This window comes from Thioflexithrix psekupsensis, assembly GCF_002149925.1.
In the GTDB taxonomy this organism is placed as follows: domain Bacteria; phylum Pseudomonadota; class Gammaproteobacteria; order Beggiatoales; family Beggiatoaceae; genus Thioflexithrix; species Thioflexithrix psekupsensis.
Window position 1 is genome coordinate 637,751 of sequence record NZ_MSLT01000023.1, and the last position, 23,143, is coordinate 660,893.

Annotated in this window: 22 protein-coding genes; 16 read left to right on the forward strand and 6 right to left on the reverse strand. The window is 44.6% G+C overall.

The features are described 5' to 3' along the window. Window positions 1–97: 97 nt before the first annotated feature. From TPSD3_RS15330 to TPSD3_RS15355, 6 genes are all read left to right on the forward strand, one after another. Window positions 98–2,566, forward strand: coding sequence for a serine/threonine-protein kinase (locus tag TPSD3_RS15330; protein WP_086489408.1), 2,469 nt, complete (start codon window positions 98–100; stop codon window positions 2,564–2,566). Further along, on the forward strand, window positions 2,557–3,417 hold the full coding sequence (locus TPSD3_RS15335; protein WP_086489409.1) for a Stp1/IreP family PP2C-type Ser/Thr phosphatase: 861 nt from the start codon (window positions 2,557–2,559) through the stop codon (window positions 3,415–3,417). The genes TPSD3_RS15330 and TPSD3_RS15335 overlap by 10 nt, the downstream gene beginning before the upstream one ends. A gap of 25 nt (window positions 3,418–3,442) precedes the next feature. Beyond that, window positions 3,443–3,940 carry a peptide deformylase gene (gene def / locus TPSD3_RS15340; RefSeq protein ID WP_086489410.1) on the forward strand — a complete coding sequence of 166 codons (498 nt, stop codon included), beginning with the start codon at window positions 3,443–3,445 and terminating at the stop codon, window positions 3,938–3,940. A 317-nt stretch (window positions 3,941–4,257) separates the two neighbouring features. Beyond that, window positions 4,258–4,590 (forward strand): hypothetical protein, encoded by a 333-nt coding sequence (locus tag TPSD3_RS15345; protein ID WP_140048579.1) that lies wholly within the window; start codon window positions 4,258–4,260, stop codon window positions 4,588–4,590. Further along, window positions 4,539–5,228, forward strand: coding sequence for a flagellar biosynthesis protein FlhF (locus tag TPSD3_RS15350; protein WP_176329896.1), 690 nt, complete (start codon window positions 4,539–4,541; stop codon window positions 5,226–5,228). The genes TPSD3_RS15345 and TPSD3_RS15350 overlap by 52 nt, the downstream gene beginning before the upstream one ends. Window positions 5,229–5,679: 451 nt before the next feature. Then, on the forward strand, window positions 5,680–6,381 hold the full coding sequence (locus TPSD3_RS15355; protein WP_086489413.1) for a hypothetical protein: 702 nt from the start codon (window positions 5,680–5,682) through the stop codon (window positions 6,379–6,381). A 126-nt stretch (window positions 6,382–6,507) separates the two neighbouring features. Here the strand turns inward: TPSD3_RS15355 and mnmA are convergent, their stop codons facing one another. After that, window positions 6,508–7,614: a tRNA 2-thiouridine(34) synthase MnmA gene (gene mnmA, locus TPSD3_RS15360; RefSeq protein WP_280938432.1), complete on the reverse strand. Its 1,107-nt coding sequence runs from the start codon at window positions 7,612–7,614 to the stop codon at window positions 6,508–6,510. Window positions 7,615–7,629: 15 nt separating this feature from the next. Continuing rightward, the gene (locus TPSD3_RS15365; protein WP_086489633.1) at window positions 7,630–8,082 is read right to left on the reverse strand and encodes an NUDIX hydrolase; all 453 of its coding nucleotides are present in this window, start codon (window positions 8,080–8,082) and stop codon (window positions 7,630–7,632) included. Window positions 8,083–8,340: 258 nt separating this feature from the next. On the opposite strand from TPSD3_RS15365, the gene TPSD3_RS15370 reads away from it, so the two are divergent. Beyond that, complete coding sequence (locus TPSD3_RS15370) at window positions 8,341–8,742, forward strand: hypothetical protein (RefSeq protein WP_086489414.1); 402 nt, start codon at window positions 8,341–8,343, stop codon at window positions 8,740–8,742. Between the two features lie 123 nt (window positions 8,743–8,865). Then, window positions 8,866–9,837, forward strand: coding sequence for a UDP-glucose 4-epimerase GalE (gene galE / locus TPSD3_RS15375; protein WP_086489415.1), 972 nt, complete (start codon window positions 8,866–8,868; stop codon window positions 9,835–9,837). Window positions 9,838–10,175: 338 nt separating this feature from the next. Here galE and TPSD3_RS15380 read toward each other — a convergent pair whose 3' ends face one another. Together TPSD3_RS15380 and pilB are read right to left on the reverse strand one after the other, a co-directional pair. Then, window positions 10,176–11,453 carry a type II secretion system F family protein gene (locus TPSD3_RS15380; protein WP_176329897.1) on the reverse strand — a complete coding sequence of 426 codons (1,278 nt, stop codon included), beginning with the start codon at window positions 11,451–11,453 and terminating at the stop codon, window positions 10,176–10,178. 115 nt (window positions 11,454–11,568) lie between these two features. Further along, window positions 11,569–13,269 carry a type IV-A pilus assembly ATPase PilB gene (gene pilB, locus TPSD3_RS15385; protein ID WP_425353094.1) on the reverse strand — a complete coding sequence of 567 codons (1,701 nt, stop codon included), beginning with the start codon at window positions 13,267–13,269 and terminating at the stop codon, window positions 11,569–11,571. 478 nt (window positions 13,270–13,747) lie between these two features. On the opposite strand from pilB, the gene aroK reads away from it, so the two are divergent. The 3 genes from aroK to TPSD3_RS15400 are packed head-to-tail and all read left to right on the forward strand — an operon-like array spanning window position 13,748 to window position 16,571. After that, window positions 13,748–14,296: a shikimate kinase AroK gene (gene aroK, locus TPSD3_RS15390; protein WP_245391616.1), complete on the forward strand. Its 549-nt coding sequence runs from the start codon at window positions 13,748–13,750 to the stop codon at window positions 14,294–14,296. A gap of 17 nt (window positions 14,297–14,313) precedes the next feature. Further along, entirely contained in the window at window positions 14,314–15,408 is a 1,095-nt protein-coding gene (gene aroB, locus TPSD3_RS15395; protein WP_086489417.1) for a 3-dehydroquinate synthase, read from the forward strand. Then, the gene (locus TPSD3_RS15400) at window positions 15,405–16,571 is read left to right on the forward strand and encodes a deoxyguanosinetriphosphate triphosphohydrolase (protein WP_086489418.1); all 1,167 of its coding nucleotides are present in this window, start codon (window positions 15,405–15,407) and stop codon (window positions 16,569–16,571) included. The genes aroB and TPSD3_RS15400 overlap by 4 nt, the downstream gene beginning before the upstream one ends. Before the next feature lie 104 nt (window positions 16,572–16,675). Here the strand turns inward: TPSD3_RS15400 and TPSD3_RS15405 are convergent, their stop codons facing one another. Next, complete coding sequence (locus TPSD3_RS15405; RefSeq protein ID WP_086489419.1) at window positions 16,676–18,739, reverse strand: TonB-dependent receptor plug domain-containing protein; 2,064 nt, start codon at window positions 18,737–18,739, stop codon at window positions 16,676–16,678. Further along, window positions 18,739–19,359: a Maf family protein gene (locus tag TPSD3_RS15410; protein ID WP_245391617.1), complete on the reverse strand. Its 621-nt coding sequence runs from the start codon at window positions 19,357–19,359 to the stop codon at window positions 18,739–18,741. The genes TPSD3_RS15405 and TPSD3_RS15410 overlap by 1 nt, the downstream gene beginning before the upstream one ends. Before the next feature lie 55 nt (window positions 19,360–19,414). Here TPSD3_RS15410 and TPSD3_RS15415 point away from each other — a divergent pair, with 55 nt between their 5' ends. The 5 genes from TPSD3_RS15415 to fabD are packed head-to-tail and all read left to right on the forward strand — an operon-like array spanning window position 19,415 to window position 23,109. Further along, on the forward strand, window positions 19,415–19,942 hold the full coding sequence (locus TPSD3_RS15415) for a YceD family protein (protein ID WP_086489421.1): 528 nt from the start codon (window positions 19,415–19,417) through the stop codon (window positions 19,940–19,942). Window positions 19,943–19,970: 28 nt separating this feature from the next. Beyond that, entirely contained in the window at window positions 19,971–20,150 is a 180-nt protein-coding gene (rpmF, locus tag TPSD3_RS15420) for a 50S ribosomal protein L32 (RefSeq protein ID WP_086489422.1), read from the forward strand. Further along, window positions 20,151–21,182, forward strand: a complete 1,032-nt coding sequence (gene plsX / locus TPSD3_RS15425; protein ID WP_217884476.1) for a phosphate acyltransferase PlsX — start codon at window positions 20,151–20,153, stop codon at window positions 21,180–21,182. Beyond that, a complete protein-coding gene (locus tag TPSD3_RS15430) occupies window positions 21,179–22,141 on the forward strand; it encodes a beta-ketoacyl-ACP synthase III (RefSeq protein ID WP_086489423.1) in 963 nt (320 codons plus the stop codon). The genes plsX and TPSD3_RS15430 overlap by 4 nt, the downstream gene beginning before the upstream one ends. Before the next feature lie 20 nt (window positions 22,142–22,161). Beyond that, window positions 22,162–23,109 (forward strand): ACP S-malonyltransferase, encoded by a 948-nt coding sequence (gene fabD / locus TPSD3_RS15435; protein WP_086489424.1) that lies wholly within the window; start codon window positions 22,162–22,164, stop codon window positions 23,107–23,109. Window positions 23,110–23,143: the final 34 nt, after the last annotated feature.

Consider the following 23,143-nt stretch of genomic DNA (forward strand, 5'->3'; position numbering starts at 1 on the left):
CCATCAATGCCATAACGCATGATTTATGCTTACGTTAAAGTCTATCGCGTCCTGCGTACGGGTGTGTTATTTTTTGATGATCTGAATTGTAAAAATAATGAATGGGTTACGATTATTATTGCCTTTGCGGGCTTATGAAAGTGCGTTTTTAGCCATCGTATTTACTGTGGGTTTATTGACACTGTCTTTGGATTGGTCACGTGCCGCCCAACAGGCATTGTACCACGCTGTCATGCGCGCTGATCCGCGCTTGCCCCATGAGTCACTGGTGCTTGTCACCATTGATGATGCCAGTTTGCAACAATTGGGTGATTTACCGTGGTCTCGACACCATTATGCTGAACTGATTCAACAACTTGCACCCCACGCCCAGCATATCGCCCTGTTGCCCCCCTTGACGCAAACGCAGTTATTGCCCGGCCGCGCCGAAGCCCACGCCTTGCTGACATTTTATCAACACAATGACGCATTAAAACCCCAAACGGATTTAGATCAGAATTTATTAACGTTACATGATTTACTATTAGATTTGCGGCATCAATTAGACGGCGATGATCATTTATTACAAGTGATAACACACTATTCACCAAAAATAACGCTGGCTATTCCTGCTTATTTATCGCCTCATCCTGTTGCACAGTCTAATTTAGATAAAGAGTTATTGACCCCGCTTTTAACCCAAATGGCCGTTGAAACGAAACATAACAAAGTGACTGCATTATCTCCTGCCATTCGTTATCTTTTTTTACCTTTTCCGCGTTTAGCGGACAGTGCGCCATTAGCGGTAATGCCGCTTAATGCGGTTGCACCCGACCGCATTCCCTTATTGGTCAATGATCAACAACGGGAATTGCCGACATTACCGTTGGTGTTATTGCAACGCATTAAAGCCCATTCCAATATTCCTATCAAAAATCAGCCGCCCTTTATTCAAGTGGCTGATTGGATCATTCCCACCGATTCGCAAGCGCAATTATACAGCCGTTTTTATCCTGAATCGGCTTTTAATACGGTGTCATTTATTGATGTATTAAATGGCACGGTGGCAGCAGAAGCATTTCAAAATAAAATCGTGTTGATTGGCATCACGGCTTTGCCTTATTCTATCTGGCAAAATACACCATTCGGAGAACAATCCAGTTTGCATTGGATTGCCTCTGGCGTGTCGAGTGTGCTGGAAAATGATTTTTTTTATGCTCCACCGTGGGCTGTACTCGTTTATTATATGGTGGCGGGTTTATTGGGGGGTTACTTGGTGTTTCTCTTGCCGCGTTTGCCGTGGTGGGGAGCGTTAAGCGCAACGGGATTATTATGCAGTGCAGGGATTGTCTTAAATGCGTTATTATTAAAACAAAACATGCTGGTGTCTTTACTGGGTTTATGTGGGATATTGGTTTTTTCTCACTTACTCCTGATGCTACAGCGGGCATTGACGGCTTATCGGGCGGCCATGCAAACTTTACCCGATGCGTTTACCAGTCATCGCTTATTGGGTTTGGCATTTCAGGGACAAGGACAATTGGATTTGGCATGGCGTGCTTTTCGTCGCTGTCCGTGGGGAGAAACCGTCAAAGGAGAATTGTATAATCTGGCTTTGGATTATGAACAGCAACGGCAACAAGAACGCGCCATTGAAGTCTATCGCCATTTGATACAACATGACCCGCATTATCGAGACGTAGAGCGTCAGTTAGCGCGTTTATTACACCCCCAAGCGACTCCCGACGATAAGCCCCGTTTAGGACGTTATCAATTGGAACGCTGTTTAGGTCAGGGCGCAATGGGGACGGTTTATGTCGCCCGCGATCCCAAATTTGACCGCTTAGTCGCTATTAAAACCTTGGCCTTAGCCCGCGAATTTTCCACCCCACAATGGCAAGAAGCCTTGATTCGTTTTTTTCGAGAAGCGGCCGCGGTGGGGCGTTTGCGCCATCCTCACATTATTCAGACATATGATGCGGGGGAAGAGGAAGATTTAGCTTATTTGAGTATGGAATTTTTTAAGGGCAGCACCCTAGTGCCTTACACCCATGCCGATAATCTCTTACCCAAAAAGACCTTGTTAGAATTGATGATCAGGATAGCACAAGCCCTAGATTATGCGCATCAACAAGGCATCATTCACCGCGATATAAAACCCAGTAATATTATGTACAATCCCGCTCATGGACAAATAAAAATCACAGATTTTGGTATTGCACGCATCACCGATATGCAACGCACCCGCACAGGTCTGATATTAGGCACGCCTGCTTATATGTCACCCGAACAGTTGAGTGGCGCATCATTGGATGGACGCAGCGATTTATTTTCGTGTGGCGTGATGTGGTATCAACTGTTGAGTGGTCATCTACCGTTTCGCGCCGATAACATGACCACCTTGATGTACAGTATTATTCATGAGCCGCCCGTGCCATTGTCTCGTTATCGTACGGATTTATCGGATGAGTGGTTGGAATTGGTGGATCGGTTATTGGCAAAACGTCCTGAAGATCGCTTGTCCAACGGTGAGGCATTGGCGCAAGCTCTGCGTATTTGCTTACAAAAGGAGTGGCCATGTCAATAGAAATCGTGATGTCATTAGAATGTGCTGCGCTCACGGATGTGGGACGAGTTCGGGAACAAAATGAAGATGCCTTGTGTTTTGACGAGGCATTGGGCGTGGTGGTGTTAGCAGACGGCATGGGCGGACACAAAGCAGGTGAGGTGGCCAGTCATTTGGCGGTGGAAACGGTGATGGCTTATTTAAGAAAATATGTGCTTTATTTTTCCACCCAAGCCATTCATTTTTCTATTCCAGAGTTGTTGCAAGAAGCCATTTTGCAGGCGAATGAAGCCATTTTTAAGCAATCCCATCGAGATCAAGCCTGTCAAGGCATGGGAACAACGCTGGTGGCGGCTTGGTTTTTTCCCCGTGTGATGTACATTGCGAATGTGGGGGATTCGCGGTTATATCGTTTTCGCCACGCGACATTGGAACGAATGACCCGAGATGATACCGTGTTGCAAGATTTGATTGATAAGGGATTATTGACCGATAAGGAAATTGAAGAATTTAGGCAAAAAAATTTGCTCACCCGTGCCTTAGGCGTAGATGGCGAGTTAAAGGTGTCGATTGGAGAGGCGGGGTGGAAAGAAGGGGATTTGTACTTATTATGTTCGGATGGCTTAACCGATATGTTGCGAGAAACAGAAATTGGTGGCATTTTGACTGAAAACGGTGATGTGGCCTTGACCGAAATGGCAAGACGCTTGGTGGCGGCCGCGAATGAAAAAGGCGGCCGTGATAATATTTCGGTGTTATTGGCGCGCCCGATGGGTGAGGGTGAGGGTGAGAACGGCGCAGAGAAAAGAGAAGAAGAAACCATGACAGGATGGTGGCGTTCTTTGTTAAATTGGAAAGGGTTTACATCGTAAGGTAAAAATAAAAGGTGGGTCAGAAATGGCGTTATTAACCATATTGCATTACCCTGATGCGCGTTTGCGCGTGGAGGCGCGTCCTGTGGTGAAGGTGGACGGGGCGATTCGAGACTTGGTGACGGATATGTTGGAAACGATGTACGCGGCACGGGGGATTGGATTGGCGGCCACGCAAGTGAATGTGCCGCAGCAGGTGGTGGTGATCGATGTCTCGGAAGATCGAGATGAGCCGCAGGTCTTTATTAATCCGCGCCTTGTTGCACAAGGGGGGGTGGAGACGATGGAAGAGGGATGTTTATCCGTGCCAAGCATTTATGGCGAAGTGGAGCGGGCAGAATGGGTGGAAGTAGAAGCCCTGAATCAGAACGGTGATGTGTTTAGAATCAAAGCGGATGGACTATTGGCGGTGTGCCTGCAACATGAGATGGATCATTTAAAGGGAAAGTTATTTGTGGATTATTTGTCACCGTTAAAGCGGCAGCGGATTCGTAAGAAACTCGAAAAACAAAAAGCGGATTAATCTGTCAGAATCAGAATTTTATCTCGCTCCCACATAAGTACCTAACGGAAAATAATCTGGCATATCAATATTTCTACCGCCCCCTGCCCCTCCTGCAAAGGTATCTACACAAGTGAAAATAGAGTATAAATCATCGGTATGAATTTAACTTACCTAATCTTGAAAGTCGGCTTCAGGGACGCTATTGGCGTTTGGTGATGGAGCATCTTCACGTGAGCGAGAAACTGGCTGCGGGTTTACGTTCTCTTCCTGATGCCAAGAGCAGTTTTGCCAGTACCCAGGCGGCGTGGAGATTTTACCGAAACGAGCGAACCTGTGTGGCGACCCTAGCGCAACCCTTATTGATGGAGGCGCATAAAGGGGTAGCAGAACGTTGCGACAAGTACGCATTATGTGTGCATGATTGGTCGATGGTGAATTTTGGCAAGCACCAAAGTAAGCTCGACCGTAAGCAGCGCACGCATAAAAACGACATCGGTTACGAATTGCAAACGGCCTTGTTGCTGAATGACCGTAACGGGGAGCCGTTTGCGCCGATTGTGCAGAATGTGGTGACGGATGCGGGTGTTTTGTGCTGCGTGATAAAGTGGGTTCTAAAGTGGAGTTTAACGGTCGAGAAGTTAAGCTGGGGGAGGTTGCGGACAGTCTGACTTTTCAAATAACCCACGAAGTTGAAATTAAAGGCAAAAAAGTGATGCAATATGTTGGCGAGGCTGAGGTTACGATGACTCGTCCAGCCAAGCCAAAGCGATGTGATGCCGACGGTAAGCGGGTCAAACCGATAAAAGGGAAGCCGCTCAGAGTACGCCTGGTAGTCAGTCGAATTCTCGATAATGAAGGTCATGTACTGACAGAATGGGTATTGTTGAGTAATGTTTGGGATGTTGACGCGAAAACGACGGCGTTATGGTATTACTGGCGTTGGCGTATTGAATCGTTTTTCAAGTTGCTCAAGCAAGCAGGGCATCAACTAGAGAGTTGGCAACAAGAAAGTGGTCTGGCCTTAACCAAACGTCTGTTAATTGCGAGTATGGCCTGTGTTGTTGTTTGGCAAGTGGCACACTCGGAATTGCCCGCTGCCAAAGAGATTCAGACCTTTTTAATCAAGCTCAGTGGGCGACAGATGAAACGGAGCAAGCCTGTCACCTGGTCTGCGTTGCTGGCAGGTTTTTGGAGCTTGCTCTCCATGTTGGAAGTCATTGAAAATTACAGCGTTGACGAGTTGCATCAATTCCGCAACCTACTCCGAAAAATCTCCTCCGCATTCGCTAAATTAGTACCTGAATAGACTTGTGTAGATACCTTTGCCTAGCAGGAGGGGGCAGGGGGGCGGTAGAAATGTTGATATGCCAGATTATTTTCCTTTAGGTACTTATGCTTCATTTCTGTTTGACCCGTTGTTATTAACGGCACGCTCGCTTCATCTCAACGGTGATTTTTATCTAAAGTCACTGCCCTAATCTCTTACAAAATGCGTTGTTTTTCTGGCAGAGATTATTTTGCAATGGGTCTTTTTTTGTGATCAATGGATACCAATTATGGTAACATTGAGGTGTCCTTATTCCTGCCCTGATTGTTTCCTCTTTCCTCACGCCATGCCACGATGCGTTCGCTTGCTGAAAAACGAGACGTGACGTGTTGATTCGCCTATTCTTTTTATGTGATCGGGAGAAATAAGGCATTTTTTATTTATTAGGGTTATACTTCACTATTTACACGAACAAAAAGGAGTTACCAAAATGAAAAATTTGGTCACCAATCCCGAATTATTTGGGGCTGAAGATGTCAGTGATTTAACGGTTTCTAAAGAATTGCAAGCACAAAAATTAGCCGAATTGCAAGCGAAATTGACGCATCATCCTCGCGGACAAACTCGTGGTAATTTATTGATTGAATATGGCTACGTGTGTTTGTCTTTGGAACAAGATGAAGAGGCGTGGCAAGCGGCGCGTGAGGCTTTTGATATTCATGTCGCTTATAGTGAATGGGAAAATGCGGTTCATGCCTGCAATATTATGTTTCAAGCCAATCAAGCCGATTCATTGGTGGCTTTAGGAAATGGCGTATGGTTAGCCGTTACTTTTCCCATAGACACCGAATTATCGGTTTTAATGTTAGAGAATATTGTCAATGAAACGCCTGATAATTCTGATGGTGCGGCGGTGGCGGCGGCAACGGCGCATTATTTGGTTGATTTGCGTACCGAAGGGCGACAACGCGACGATTTACATTTCTTTACTAATCAATTATTAGCGCGGGTGGCGCGTCGTCATAGCGGGATTGAAACCAATGTGGGTTTTCAAATGTGGATGCAGCGTTTAGGTTTAGACGATCCCGATGCGTTTTTAAATCGTTTAGCCCAAGTATTAAATATCATTACCCAAAATGAATGGTGGGTTGACCGCGATCATATTCGGGAAACTTTACCCAGCTTACATTAATTTATGAGACGTGTTATTTTAAATGAAATCAGAATTGACCATTATTTCTCTTTAATAAAGAAAAATCATTGAATAGCAATAGGACAAGGTAATAATGATTAAATTCTGATTTCAATTTTTCAGTCGTTATTCCACAATAATCCCCCCACCAAGACATTGATCGTTTTGGTAGAAAACGATGGATTGTCCCGGTGTAATGGCGCGTTGTGCTTGTTCAAATTGTACCTGTACGCCTGCTTCTGTGGGCATCACCAGACAGGTTTGATCGGTTTGGCGATAGCGGGTTTTTGCGCGACAGGACAGCGGCCAAACGGGGGGATGTCCACTGATCCAATGCACCTCTTTGGCTTGCAAGGTTTGACGAAACAAGGCGGGATGCTCGCTGCCTTGCACGACAATTAAACGGTTAGGTTCGACATCTTTCGCCGCCACATACCATGCTTCGCCACTGCCCTGAGCGCGTCCGCCGATATGTAGTCCTTGTCGCTGTCCGATAGTATAATACATTACGCCCTGATGTTCCCCAATACACAAGCCTTCTTGTGTCACAATTTCACCGGGTTGTGCGGGAAGAAAACGCGCCAAAAATGTCCGAAACGGCCGCTCGCCAATAAAACACAATCCTGTGCTGTCTTTTTTATCCTGTGTGGCTAAACCGAGGTCGTGAGCAATTTGCCGTACTTGGGTTTTATTTAATTCTCCCAAAGGAAAATGACTTTTAGCCAATTGATTTTGGGTTAAAAGATGTAAAAAATAACTTTGATCTTTATTCGGGTCGCAACCTTTTAATAATAAATAATGACCTTCTGCATTTTTTTGCACCCGCGCATAATGTCCCGTCGCAATCAATTCTCCGCCCAAACGCAAGGCATGTTCTAAGAAAACTTTAAACTTTATTTCACGGTTACATAACACATCGGGATTTGGTGTTCTTCCGGCCTGATATTCGGCTAAAAAATGAGTAAATACCTGATCCCAATATTCGCTAGAAAAATTGACCGTATGTAAAGGAATCGCTAATTGCGCACAAATGGCTTGTGCATCTTTTAAATCCACTGCGGCACTGCAAAATTCTGTCGTATCATCTTCTTCCCAATTCTTCATAAATAAGCCCGACACCGCATAACCTTGTTGCTGCAATAAATAAGCGGCAACGGAAGAATCAACTCCGCCCGACATTCCCAGCACAATAGGCGTTTTATTGACAGGATGATTAAAAGAAGAATGAGACAAAATAATTCGCCTTAATTACTGTGTTTGTAAATGGGTTAATAAAGACAAGGGATAACGAATTCCCGCCAAATAATCGTCAATACAACGCAAGACCATCGGACTGCGCAAATGTTCACATTGCTGTACTTGCTCGCGTGTCCACCACAGCGTGCGCACAATGACGCGATCTAAGGGGCGATGGGGGTCAAATTCCGTGTGACGACCGCAAAAACACACGCGAATGTAAGTGGTATGGCTGCCGGGACTGGTGTATTGATAAATCCCCACCAACTGCTCTGGTACAAAATGCCAGCCCGTTTCTTCCAAGGTTTCACGAGTCACGGCGTGAATTAAATCCTCTCCTTCGTCCAAATGGCCAGCGGGCTGATTGTAGACCGACACCTCCGTGATTTTTTCTTCAACCAGTAAAAAACGCTGCTGTTCTTCAATCACCGCAGCAACAGTAATATGTGGGAGCCAAAGTGTCATTGTTTTGATCTTTTGATTGTTAATTAAAAAAATCATTAATCCAAAAAGATTAACGCCCTGTGTTTAGAAAATAACGCCTTGTTATTTTACAAAATTTAGCGATATTTGAAAATGTGACTGCATCTGCTTACAACAATACACAAAAATGATAAAATGTTGCCGTTTTGCAATAATCTCTGCTTTCATATAATTAAAAAATAATGCAATTCAACCAGCGAATTAACGTGATTATTTAACTATTTTTTAGGAGTTTTCTTTATGGTTTTTTCCGAAGATTTGCACGAACGTTTGTATCAATTAGAATTGGAACAAGAACGACAATTGCGCGAAATTGAATCATTGCAAAAACTGCCGCTTTTTAATGTCCATACTTTGGATAATAAATCCACGCGGTCAATGGCTGTGCTGCCGAATCATTTACCTCAATTGCCTAAAATGCCACCTCGTTTAAAAGAGGTTTCTAAAAGTCAGGCCGGTTATAAAATTTGTTTAGACTTTGGTAATGGCTGCCCTTCCAGCGAATGGTCAGAAGAAACAAAAGGTTGGCGCAGTAAAGGTCAAGGCAGTTGCTATCCTACGGTGCAAGTTGCCAACGAAAAGTTACGCGAATTAAAAAGCCGCTGGCCAAATTATCCTTTAATCATGTTTTCGGTGGATTAATGGCTTGATTTTGATTAAAATTGCAACTAGAAACATACGGCAAAATTCTAATCATTAATAATGCCACAACCGGTATGTTTTTATTCCTATTTTTTGCACTCATTATTACAGGATTGTTTAGAAATGAATACCATTTTAATTATTGGTGGTGCGGGTTATATTGGTTCGCACTTGGTAAAGTATTTATCTAAAAAAAATTACCGTTTATTAATTGTAGACAATCTTTCTTCGGGTTATGTGGATGCGGTATTAGCGGGTGAATTTTTTATTGGGGATTTAGCAGAAAAACAGGCATTAACGCAATTATTAAGCCATTATCCAATTGATGCCGTGATGCACTTTGCCGCCCATATTGAAGTGGCTGAATCTAAAGTACGTCCTGATAAATATTATGATAATAATGTGGTGCGCACTTTGAATTTATTAGATGCAATGGTTGCGGCTAATGTTAAGCGATTTATTTTTTCTTCTACGGCGGCTATTTTTGGCGAACCGCAGTATGTTCCCATTGATGAGAAACACCCGCAATATCCCATTAATCCTTATGGTCGCAGTAAATTAATGGTAGAGCAGATTTTGCGCGATTATGATGAAGCATTTGGGTTAAAGTCGGTTTGTTTGCGTTATTTTAATGCGGCGGGCGCAGACCCCGAAGGGGAATTGGGCGAACGCCATGTGCCAGAAACGCATTTAATTCCTTTAGTTTTACAAACCGCCGCGGGACGGCGTGAGTTTATTACAATTTTTGGCGAAGATTACGACACGCCCGACGGCACGTGTATCAGAGATTATATACATATCAATGACTTATGTCAAGCCCATGAATTGGCTTTGCAGCGTTTGCTGTCGAATCAACCCAGTGCCGTTTACAATTTAGGCAATGGTGAGGGCTTTTCTGTACGCCAAGTGATTGATACGGCGCGCCAAGTGACAGGTAAAACAATCCCCGTGCAAATCGGAACACGTCGTGCGGGCGATCCAGCGCGTTTAGTGGCGGATTCTCGTTTGGCGCGGCAGGAACTCGGCTGGCAACCACAATATCCTGATTTAAAAAGCATTATTGCCGATGCGTGGCGATGGGAACAGCGGTTGTGATGGGGGGATTTTGATTTGGAAAATACACTAAAATTGGTAATGTTGTTTAAACTGGAATGTACTTAAATTTTTTTAAATCAATTAGTTCTTGTTCAAAACGCATCACAAGATTTTGATATACCAAAATTAAGTCATTCATAAAATTTTTCTGTCAGAATCAGAATTTACAGAATTTTAGGATTTTCAGAATTAAAGAATAAAAAAGTAGATTTTACATGTTTTGGATGCGAAAAGGATTAACGATATTTCTCAAAACTGACCTCACCGAAATCAGAATTTCCAGCACAAATTTTTTTAATTCTGGAAATTCTGATTCAGACAAAAAATGTTATGAATGGCTAAATTACCTGCCCCATTTTGAAGATAGGCAAGTACATCGCCACCACTAAACCCCCAATGACCACACCCAAAAACGCCATGATCATCGGCTCCATTAAGCTACTCAAGGCATCAATTAAGCCATCGACTTCTTCTTCATAAAAATCGGCGACTTTACCGAGCATTTTATCAATCGCACCCGATTCTTCCCCGATTTGTACCATTTGAATAACCATATTTGGCCACACGCCCGTGTCGCGCATACTGCTGGCTAACGCACTCCCAGTGGCAATTTGATCGCGTACTTTCAGTACCGCTTCAGAATAAACAATGTGTCCCGTCGCACCTGCTACGGATTCCATTGCCTCCACCAAAGGCGTTCCCGCTGCGAACATGGTAGAGAGCGTCCGCGCAAATCGCGCCACCGATGATTTAGATAAAATGTCACCCACCACAGGAATTTTTAAAGAAAATCTCTGCATGGCATGGTTAAAAGCTATCGATCGTTTATTGGCTTCCTTAAAGGCAAAAACAAACGCAATCACACTGCCAAAGATAATATACCAATACCCCACAAATAAATTCGACACCGCCACCACAAATTTAGTCGGACCCGGTAAATCAGCTCCAAAACCCGTAAATAAGTCAGCAAACACCGGCACCACGAAAATCATCAAAATCGCCGTGATCACAAACGCCACCACTAAAACCGCGATGGGATAAGTCAAGGCTTTTTTGATTTTCTTTTTCATACTTTCAGTTTTTTCCTTGTAAGTTGCCACCTTATTTAACAAGGATTCCAAAATACCGGCTTGTTCCCCGGCTTCTACTAGGTTACAAAACAGCGTATCAAAATATTGCGGATGACGACGCAACGCATCCGCAAACGTCCCTCCGGCTTCAATATCGGATTTAATTTCCAAAATCAGTTTTTGCATACTGGGATTGTCATGCCCTTGTCCCACGATTTCAAATGACTGAATCAAAGGCACACCCGATTCCATCATTGTCGTCATTTGGCGCGCAAAAGTAGAAATATCGGTAGCAGTAATCGGTTTTCCCCCCGCACCACCGAGTAAGGGCTTGGATTTCTTGCGGACTTTACTGGGAATAACGCCTTGTCGTCTCAGGGCGGCTTTGACCAACGCCTCGCTTGTACCGGTCAATTCTCCCTTTACTTTTTTGCCTTGCTTATCCTTCCCCTCCCAAACAAACATATCCGTTTTGGGTTTGTTGTCCTTGGCGGGGGCCGCAGCGGCTGCTCCTTTTTTCAGAGCGGGTTTGGTTATCGTAGCCATAATCAATTCCAAAGTAGCCCGTTAAAGTTCCCATCTTGTTCTAAAAAAAACACCATCATCTGGCTTATTTCCCCATAACAGCACCAATTGAACGTGTTTTTTTAGAATAACGTGATTAATCGTCACCTTTTACTACGCGATTAATTTCCTCAAGTGAGGTATCTCCTTTTTTTGCCTTGAGTAAGCCGGACTGTCGTAAATCGGCAATGCCTTCTTTGCGGGCTTGGTCGGCCAAATCCACAGCGTTTTTTCCCTCCATGATCATGCGTCGCATGGCATCGGAAATGGGCATCACTTGGTAAATGCCCACCCGCCCTTTGTAACCCAAACCACCACATTTCTCACAGCCGCCTACTCGTGGGCCATAGAGTTTAAAATCAGGACTATTCACTTCCTCTTCAGTAAAACCTTCCACCAATAAACTTTGTTTTGGCACTTCCACTTGTACTTTACAACTGCAAAGCCGACGACATAAACGTTGTGCCATTACCAAATTGACCGAAGTGGCAATGGCAAACGGAGGAATTCCCATGTCAATCATCCGGGTCAAGGTTTGTGGCGCATCGTTGGTGTGCAGAGTGGACATCACCATATGACCCGTAGAAGCCGCTTTAATCGCAATACTTCCCGTTTCCAAATCTCGAATTTCCCCAACGAGAATAATATCTGGGTCTTGACGCAAAAAGGCTTTTAAGGCTTTGGCGAAAGTCATTCCGGTGCGTTCATCCACTTGCACCTGATTGACACCGGGCAAATTGATTTCTACGGGGTCTTCAGCGGTGGAAATATTCACATCTTCTTGGTTGAGAATATTCACGCCGGTGTATAAAGACACGGTTTTGCCGCTTCCTGTCGGCCCCGTCACCAACACCATGCCGTAAGGATTGCTGAGGGCTTTTAAATAGCGTTCTTTTTGGACAGGTTCAAAACCCAACATATCGATATTTAACTTAGCCGCCGAAGAATCTAAAATCCGCATCACCACTTTTTCCCCAAACAAAGTGGGACAGGTGCTGATCCGAAAATCCATAGACTTGTTGGCACTGAGTTTCAACTTAATCCGTCCATCTTGTGGCACGCGCCGCTCAGACACGTCCAAACGCGACATGACCTTAATCCGCGCTGCCAATTTACGCGACAAACTGACAGGCGGTTTAGCCATCGTGCGCAAAATGCCGTCGATACGAAAACGCACGCGATAAAATTTTTCGTAAGGTTCAAAATGTAAATCAGAAGCCCCCATTTTAATGGCATCAAACAGCATTTTATTGACGAATTTAACAACAGGCGCGTCTTCAACATCATTTTTATCGTCTTCTTTTTTATCCGCGGCTTCGTCGTCTTCCAACTCGACATCGCCCAAACCGTCGCCGTCCAATCCAGTCATACTGGTATCGAATACTTCTAAAGCGCGTTCGATCACCCGTTCGAGTTTATCGTGTTCAGCGACGACGGTTTCGATATTGAGTTTGGTGCGGAAACCCAGATCATCGATGGCGTGAAAGTTAGTTGGGTCTGATAAGGCGACGAATAAGCGTTTACCGCGTTTATAAAGGGGAAGAGCTTGGTGTTTTTTTAACAGTTTTTCATCGATTAATTTAATTAAATCCGTATTTAATTCGACGCTGTCAATATCAACCAATGGCACGGAGAGGTCTTCGGATGCGGCATAAGCGACTTCTCGTGCGGGAGCAAGTCCATTAGATACCACATAATGGACAAAAGTTTGTCCTTTTTCTCTTGCCGTTTCAAAGGCTTTTGCGGCTTTTTCTTCGTCGAGTAAGCCATAATCGACCAGTCTGCGGGGTAAACCCACAAGTACAATTTTTGAGTTTGATGCGGCCATAGTGACGTGAAAATCATAAAAATGACGAATGTTTTAAAAAAAAGGTTAATTTTTTAACCCGGAGAACTGCCAATTGTGTATTTTCAAACCGCAGAAAGTCAAGCACAAATTAAGCATTTACCGATAAAGTATAGCCCAGTTTATCGCAATTAAAGTGGGGATAACAGAAATTTAAAGGGCTTTTAAATCACTTTTTTTATCGACAGAATCGAAACATTAACAATGGACACAATTGATTTCTATGCGAATTAGAATTTACACTATTTTAAAATTAACAAAACAAATTATAAAATATGATTAAGCCAACACTGAATAGAGAAAACAGGAAAAATACCCCCTTCTTTTATGTTACAAAGACACAGCGACAAAAATCACCAAATAAAAGTAAAATGGCCAATATCATGACAATATCCTAAACGCCCAACCCAACAAGAAGGTGACAAACCCCGTGAAGACCACAGCACATCCCCTTTCCCGTAACTTATTTCTTATCGGTCCCATGGGCGTGGGCAAATCCACCATTGGCAAACGACTCGCGCTACGCCTTCACTGGACTTTCAAAGACAGCGATCAAGAAATCCAACAACGCACCGGCGCAACCATTCCGCTTATCTTCGATTTGGAAGGCGAGGAGGGCTTTCGCAAACGCGAAAAAAATGTCATTGCCGAATTGGTACAACAACCGCGCCTCGTCTTGGCCACCGGCGGCGGAGCAATTTTACTCCCAGAAAACCGCGAACAATTAAAACAACACGGCACCATTATCTATCTTCGTGCATCCATTGACGAACTGCTCAAACGCACCGCCAACAGTCGCAATCGCCCCTTGCTAGAAACCCCCGATCCCCGCGCCCGCTTAGAACAACTTATGCGCGAACGGGCGCACCTTTACGAATCTCTGGCCGACTACATCGTAGAAACAGGACAACGCAACATTTCCCAAGTCCTAAAAACCATCCTTGACCACCTTACCGAAGAAAGCCTTAACGATCATTAACTGGAGATGTCCCAACCATGAAAACCCTCACCGTCGAACTCGGTCAACGCAGCTACCCCATCGCCATTGCCCCACACCTTCTACAGCAACGCGCATGGGTAACGCCCTATGTACGAGCGCAACAAGTTTGTATCGTCACCAATGACACCGTTGCTCCCCTTTACTTGGCACAAACGCGGGCTTTATTTGCGCAATTCAACTGTTCTGAAGTGATTTTGCCTGATGGGGAGGCGTATAAGACGCTGGAAACTTTGAATTTAATTTTTGATCACCTGTTACAACAGCGTTGTGATCGGCAAGTGACTTTAGTGGCTTTGGGGGGTGGCGTGATTGGTGACACCACAGGATTTGCCGCAGCCTGCTATCAACGAGGCGTGCCATTTATCCAAATTCCCACCACATTATTATCCCAAGTGGATTCTTCCGTCGGCGGTAAAACAGGCGTAAACCACGCCTTAGGCAAAAACATGATCGGCGCGTTTTACCAACCACAATGTGTATTAATCGACATTAACACGCTTAACACTTTACCCGATCAAGAACTCAGCGCAGGCTTTGCCGAAGTGGTAAAATATGGATTAATCAATGATTTAGCTTTTTTTGAATGGTTAGAACAACACGCGGAAGCATTGATAAAACGCGACCCCGACCGATTAATCGAAGCCATTGCCCATTGTTGCCAAAACAAAGCCGACATTGTCGCCGCAGATGAACAGGAATCAGGTTTACGCGCCTTACTAAATCTTGGCCACACTTTTGGTCATGCGATAGAAACGGGCGTAGGTTATGGCGTTTGCTTACACGGCGAAGCGGTGGCGATTGGCATGGTGTTAGCGGCGAAATTATCGGCTCGGCATGGCTGGCTATCTGCCGATGACGTACAGCGAATTATTCGATTATTAAAACGCTTTCACTTACCAGTGACATTACCCAAAACATTAACCGCTCAACAGATTTACGAATTAATGCAAGTGGATAAAAAAGTAAAAGCAGGTCAATTGCGACTGGTTTTATTATCTGCATTAGGTCAAGCGATCATCACTAAAGATTATGATCCCCACTACTTACAATTAACCTTAGAAGAAGGTTGTGCGGAGGCAATGTCAGCATGACGGAATTAGCGATTTATGCGGCCAGTGTGGAATTATCGCGGGGCCGTCAAGTGAGTGAACCACCCGCCGCACCTTATCGCAACGAATATCAGCGTGATAAAGATCGCATTATTCACTCTTCAGCCTTTCGACGTTTAGAATATAAAACGCAAGTTTTTGTCAATCACGAAGGGGATTTATTTCGCACCCGATTAACCCATTCTTTAGAAGTGGCGCAAATCAGTCGCACGGTGGCGCGTTATCTGCGATTAAACGAAGATTTAACAGAGGCGATTGCGTTGACACACGATTTAGGACACGCGCCATTTGGACACGCGGGTCAAGACGCATTAGCCGCAGTGATGGGTAAATTTGGTGGTTTTGAACATAATTGGCAAGCCTTGCGCATTGTGGATGAATTAGAAGAACGTTACCCTTCTTTTCGTGGTTTAAATTTAATGTTTGAAACCCGCGAGGGTATTTTAAAACAATGCAATCCCAAATTAGCTAAACAATTAGGCAGTGTTGCCCTTCGTTTCTTAACTGGCGGCCATCCCACAGCCCCCAGTTTAGAAGCCCAAATCGTGAATATTTGCGATGCCATTGCTTATAACAGCCATGATATTGATGATGGTTTGCGGGCGCGTTTAATTAGCATTCGGCAATTGCGCGAATATCGTTTATTTGACGAACATTACAGCGCGGTATTAAAACAATGGCCAAACTTATCACAACGGCGTGTGATTCACGAGACCATTCGCCGCATGATTGACGAACAAGTCGTGAATTTAATAGAAACCAGCACCGCCACATTAGAAGCCTTACAACCCAGCAATATTGAAACAGTGCGCGCCACAGAAGAAATGTTGATTAATTTGAGCGCATTAATGTATGAAAAACATTTAGAATTAAAGTCTTTCTTACAACAACAAATGTATCAACATTACCGTGTGCGTCGTATGGGTTATAAAGCACGGCAAATTATTCATCGATTATTTGAAGCCTTTATTAACGATCCTTATTTATTACCCTTAGAAGCGCAAATGGAAGTGCAACGCTTACAAGCGCAATTAGGCAGCGAATTAGGGCGAGCGCGTGCTGTGTGCGATTATTTAGCAGGCATGACTGATCGCTACGCCATTTTAGAATATGAACGCTTATTTAATCCCAATCAATTACCCTAGTCATTATTGCGTTCAATTAGAATTTTCAGCTATCGCCCACCTTACATTTAGGTGAGCGATACCCGCGTACAGCACGCTGCGCGCAAGGCGAACGGGCAAAAACCTCAAAACTGTCCCCGCACCTGCCACATTAAATGCCGTTCTGGCTGTACATGTTGCAAAATATTGGCATCACGCGGTTCAGGGTGAAAATAACGGGTGTCAAAAACATTTTTTAATATCCATTCCATTTCCAAAGTTTGACCTAACACATTCAGGTCAGCAATATGCCACGTGGCATCCCACACCCAATATGGATCAATGCGATATTTATCGCCTTGATAATCCGTATTTATCGCGCTGTGATATGTTCCCACAATCCCAAAACTATGCTGTGAATTCATATCATAAATGAATGCCACATTTGCCTTATGGCGTGGAATATCATAAACAGTTTCTTTAATGCCTTGATTCTCTATTGTGACCTCGTCCATATAGGTATAATTTAAAAAGCCTGTTAAGGCTTGATATTTAAAACTTAAACGATTTTCTAAGCCTTGCGAATTAAAACTGCCTTCATTTGCAAAAGCCAAAACATCAGACGCAGTAATTCTATTTTTCGCTTGATTATAAAAAATAACCGTTTCATTTTTAACATATTCTCCCCAATATTGATGCCACGCCAATTCATAGGTGTCCATTTCCATTGGGCGAATTGCGGTATTGTCGTTAATTTCAAATACGGTTGGCTCACGAAATGATTTACCGTATAAAGCCTTAAAAGTCGTTTTTTCTAAAGGTTTATAAACCACGCCATAACGCGGTAATAATTTACGCCCATAACGCTCATGTTGCACCAAACGCGCCCCCAAAGTTAAGCTGATTTTATCGTTAAACCAATCGCTTTGATCTTGTAAATAAATACTCCATTGATGATTTTTAAAAGCAGGCTGATAATTACCCTCACTTAATGCGGGATGTTTGCCTTCTGTTCTTGACCATGCCGCGCTGACAATATCGCTTAACACATAATCTAATCCCCAAGAACTATAATGGGTGTCATTCCAGCGATAATTGCCACTTAATAAGCCCCAATGTTTGCGCGAACCACGGCTATTATGATTGCTGTAATAACCGCGAAAACGATGCACATCTTCTAGTGTCACATTATCACGTAATAATTCGCCTGTGATAGGATTTTCAATGGTACTTGTTGATTCGGTATGATTTCCCCAAAATTGCTCCCAATAATAACGATATTCTAATTCTATGTTTAATTTATCATCCAATAAATTTAACCAACGATAACCCAAATAAGGCATGGCCAATTCTCGATAATCTTGCGATGAATGATAATCCCATTGAATCGAAGCCGTTCCCCGCCCCGAATCATTGCGATAATATTCCAATCCCGCATAATAGCCTTGATATTCAAGCGATAAATGAATAGGCAAAGCCGAAGAAGGATTAGAATAACCATATTTATTTGGCAAATGGCGGTAGGCATTATTTTCTGCTTTGGGAGAGACTAAAGCCGTATTAGATAAAAATTCGCTAAAATCCGCTCCCTGTGATTGGTAATAAGCCACAGAACCACTTAATTTTAAATCCCCCCACGTTTGACCAAATAATAAGCTCACTTCTCGCGTATCAAAAGCCCCATAATTGGCTTGGATTTCAAGCCCATCCATATCATCGGCTGTTTTAGTAATAATATTGATCAATCCGCCCACCGCATTCGCACCATATAAAGCAGAAGCAGGGCCTGCAATGACTTCAACTTGCTTGACATTATGGGTTCTAAATTGATTAGAGATAAAGGTTTCTCCTGCGATTAAATTATTCATTTCTCTGCCGTTAATCAAAATTAACGATTGCGCAAAAGAACCAATAAAACCCCGTTGACCGCCTTGTAAGAAAAAATCGTTATTAGAAATATCTACCCCCGGTATCAAGGCCAACACTTCTTTTAAATCCCGCAAACCCAGTTTTTTAATCTGTTCTTCTGTCACCACATAAATAGTCGCAGGAGCTTGTTCAGCCACTTCATTGCGTTTACTGGCACTGATAACTTTTACATTTAATAAATCCTCTAAAGACAGTTGTAATAAGCTCGATGTTTCCGTTGCAAAAACTGGCGCGATTAATCCCACCTTTACCCAAAAAATAACCCATTTTATCTTAGTCATTATGTACTCACTGTTAAAACATCAAAACCCAAATTATTCAACAGTTTCACCAGTGTAATTAAAGGCAATCCCATTAAAGCCGTCGGATCATCACAACGAATGGCCTCAGTCAACGCAATTCCCAAACCTTCCGAACGAAAACTGCCCGCACACGCCAACGCCGATTCCTTACGCAAATAAGCTTCAATTTGCGCCACAGTTAAAGCCCGAAATTGGACTTCCACTTCGACAATTGTTGTTTCAGCTTGTCTTGTGGCCGTGTTTAACACACACAATCCTGTTAAAAATTGCACCGTCTGCCCACTCATCCACTGCAACTGCTCAACCGCTGCGGCAAAATGTCCCGGTTTCCCCAACACCTTCCCGCGACAATACGCCACCTGATCCGAACCTATCACCAGCGCGGCCGGATAAGTCTCACACGCCGCAGCCGCTTTTAAACGAGATAAACGAGTCACCAAATCATACACCGCTTCTCCTGCTAAAGGCGTTTCATCCACATTCGGCGCAAAACACGTAAAAGGAATGCCCAAACGTGATAATAATTCGTGACGAAAAGTCGAAGTGGACGCTAAAATAAGCGGTAAATGTGCTGAATTGTTGCTTGAATGTGTTATCACCTGTTGTCTCCATAAAATTGACATGACTTGTTGAAAATGATAGGATTGATCGCTTATGTTGACTCAATTACCCAAGACCATCGACCCGCTGCGTCTAGCAAAACAGGCTGAGACCTTAACGGGACGTTATGAAATTCACCAATTGCCGCGCCTTCATGACCGCTTGTGCGAACTGCGCGGACATGCAGAGTTTAACTGGTCTTTTTCTCTCAATGAAGAGCAACAGATTTTAATTCAGGGCTGGATACGGGCGTTATTGCCGATGATCTGCGAACGCTGTTTGCAGCCGGTGGATTATGTGTTGACGGCATCGACTGCCCTGATGGTCTTGCGTCCCGGTCAATCCGAAGACCAAGTTCCAGACGAATTTGAAGCGTTGCTTTTAACGCAAATGCCTGTATCATTACTTTCCCTTGTGGAAGATGAACTGGTTTTGGCTTTACCTATTATCCCTAAACATGACCAGTGTCCCAATAATCTCAACGTGATTGCCGACGAAACTGTCCACGTCGATCCGGCGGATGAACCCGTTGCGATCAAACCCAATCCGTTTGCCGTTTTGGCCACACTGAAAAAACATTAAACCCTGACACAGGAATTTTCACGACACCATGGCTGTACAACAAACCCGCAAAACCTCCTCCAAAAGAGGAATGCGCCGCTCACACGATGCCCTAAAAAAACCGGCAATTTCTCACGATAGCATTACTGGCTTGGCACATCGTCCGCATCACATTGGTTCTGATGGCTATTACCGCGGACGCAAGATTCTGCCCGGTAAGGATGAATAATTGATCACTCGCATTGCTTTAGATGCGATGAGTGGTGACTTTGGCCCGACGGTGACTGTACCGGCGGCTCTTCATGTTCTCAGCGAAAACGATCAGGTCCACTTGATCCTAGTCGGAGACGAAGCCGCATTAACCGAACACCTCAGCCAAGCGTCTGCTGCCATTAAGCCACGTTTGTCCATTCGCCACACCTCACAAGTGGTGGCAATGGACGAACTGCCTTCGCACGCGCTGCGTAACAAAAAAGATTCTTCCATGCGCGTGGCGATCAATCTGGTCAAAGAAAAAGAAGCCGATGCCTGCGTCAGTGCGGGCAATACCGGTGCGTTAATGGCCACAGCCCGTTATGTGTTAAAAACATTACCGGGGATTGACCGTCCGGCGATCATTACCGCGTTACCCAACATGCGCAACAGTTACACCTATATGCTTGATTTAGGTGCGAATGTAGAAGTCAGTCCGGAACATTTGTTTCAATTTGCCGTGATGGGCGGCGTGCTGGCCAGCGCAGTAAAAAATGTGTCCACACCGCGAGTGGGCTTGTTAAATGTTGGGGAAGAAGAAATTAAGGGAAATGATTGTGTGCGCGATGCGGCTCGTTTACTGACTGCGGCCGACTCTATCAATTACATTGGTTTTGTCGAAGGCGACGATATTTATAAGGGAACAGTGGATGTGGTGGTATGCGATGGTTTTGTGGGCAATGTCGCCTTAAAAACCTCCGAAGGTGTGGCAAAAATGATCAGCCACTATGTCAAAGAAAGTTTTACCCAAAATATATTAACCCGTATAGTGGCATTTATTGCCCTACCGATTTTAAACCATTTACGTCGTCGAATTGACCCACGGCGTTATAATGGAGCGAGTTTATTAGGATTGCGTGGCATCGTGATTAAGAGTCATGGCGGTGCCGATCAATTGGCTTTTGCCAATGCCATTAAAGAAGCCATTCGAGAAGTTGAACAAAATGTTCCTGCCCGAATTGCGGATCAACTCGACACATTTCTTAACGAAAAAAGGCAAGTAGGGTGAACTACGCAAGGATCGCCGGCACCGGCAGTTATTTACCAAAACGCATTGTTTCCAATACAGAATTGATGCAATGGGTGGATACCAGCGATGAATGGATTGTAGAACGCACAGGTATCCGGCAACGTCACCTTGCCGCTCCCGACGAAACCACGTGTGACTTGGCTGAACACGCTGCGCGTCACGCGCTGGCCGCTGCTGGCTGTACTGCTGAGGAGTTGGATTTAATCATTCTCGGCACCACCACGCCCGACCGCATTTACCCCAGCACCGCTTGTTTATTACAAGCCCGTCTAGGCAACCACGGCGCACCCGCATTTGATGTACAAGCGGTGTGTAGTGGTTTCGTCTATGCACTGAGCATTGCCAATCAATTTATTCGTGCCGGCAGTGCGAAAAAAGCCTTAGTCGTCGGTGCGGAAATTTATTCTCGCATTTTGAACTGGAATGATCGCAATACTTGCGTATTATTCGGTGATGGCGCGGGCGCGGTAGTCTTAGAAGCCAGCGATCAACCCGGTATTTTATCCACCCATTTACATGCTGACGGCAGTTATCACGATATGCTGACCACGCCCGGCACGGTGGCACAAGGCCGTTTGATCAACGGATCGGGTTTTACCGAAATGCAAGGCGGTGATGTGTTCAAATTCGCCGTGAATGCCCTCAGCCAAGTGGTCGATGAAGCCTTACAAGCCAATCAATTATCTCCTGAATCTATCGACTGGCTCGTTCCCCATCAAGCCAATATTCGCATTATTAAAGCGACCGCGAAAAAGTTAAAATTACCCTTAGAACAAGTGATTATTACCGTCCCAGAACACGGCAATACCTCTGCGGCCTCCGTACCTCTGGCGTTAGACATCGGCATCCGTGATGGACGCATTCAACGCGGACAAACGGTGTTATTAGAAGCGATTGGCGGCGGATTTACTTGGGGTTCTGTGTTATTAACCTATTAATTTAATTAAAAAATTAATTTATGAGTTCATCATTTGCATTTGTTTTTCCCGGACAAGGCGCGCAATCGCTGGGCATGTTGGCTGAATTGGCGGCCGTTTATCCGTTGGTGCAAGACACTTTTGCTGAGGCTTCTGCACAATTAGGTTATGATTTGTGGCAGTTGACCCAAGAAGGCCCCGAAGAATTATTGAATCGCACCGACAAAACCCAACCCGCTTTGTTAGCTGCGGAAATTGCGATTTGGCGGATTTGGCGATCTTTGGGCGGAGGAATGCCGTCTGTGGTGGCCGGTCATAGTTTTGGCGAATACACCGCTTTAACCGTCGCTGAAGCCTTAGAATATGCCGAAGCGGTGCGTTTAGTCGCTGCCCGTGGACAATTTATGTATGAAGCCGTGCCATTGGGTGTGGGTGCGGTGGCGGCTGTGTTGGGATTGGACGATGCCGAGATTACCGCTGTTTGCGTCCAAGCGGCCGAAGGCGAGGTGGTGTCTCCCGTTAATTTTAATGCACCCGGTCAAGTGGTGATTGCCGGTCATGCCAGTGCAGTAGAACGCGCCATGTCGGCGGCAAAAACCGCAGGCGCGAAAAAAATTGTTAAATTAGCGGTCAGTGCGCCGGTGCATTGTGCCTTAATGACAGAAGCGGCGAATCGGATGGCGGTTTGTTTGGACAGTGCGGCGTTGTCTGTGCCTAAAATTCCCGTGATTCACAACGTTGATGTCACTGCAAAAAGTGATGTGGCTGCAATTCGCGCTGCATTAGTCGCCCAGATTGATCACCCGGTGCGTTGGTCGGAAACGGTGCTGTCTATGGTCAATTCAGGTACGATAACGTTAATCGAATGTGGGCCGGGTAAAGTGTTGTCGGGTTTAAATAAACGCATTGATCGTCGCATTAAATCCTTGCCCATTTTTGATCCGAGTAGTTTAGAAACCACCTTAGCCGATGTGATGGCCGTGGGATAATGTTTTACATTCTGGAACTGATCTTTTATCCCTT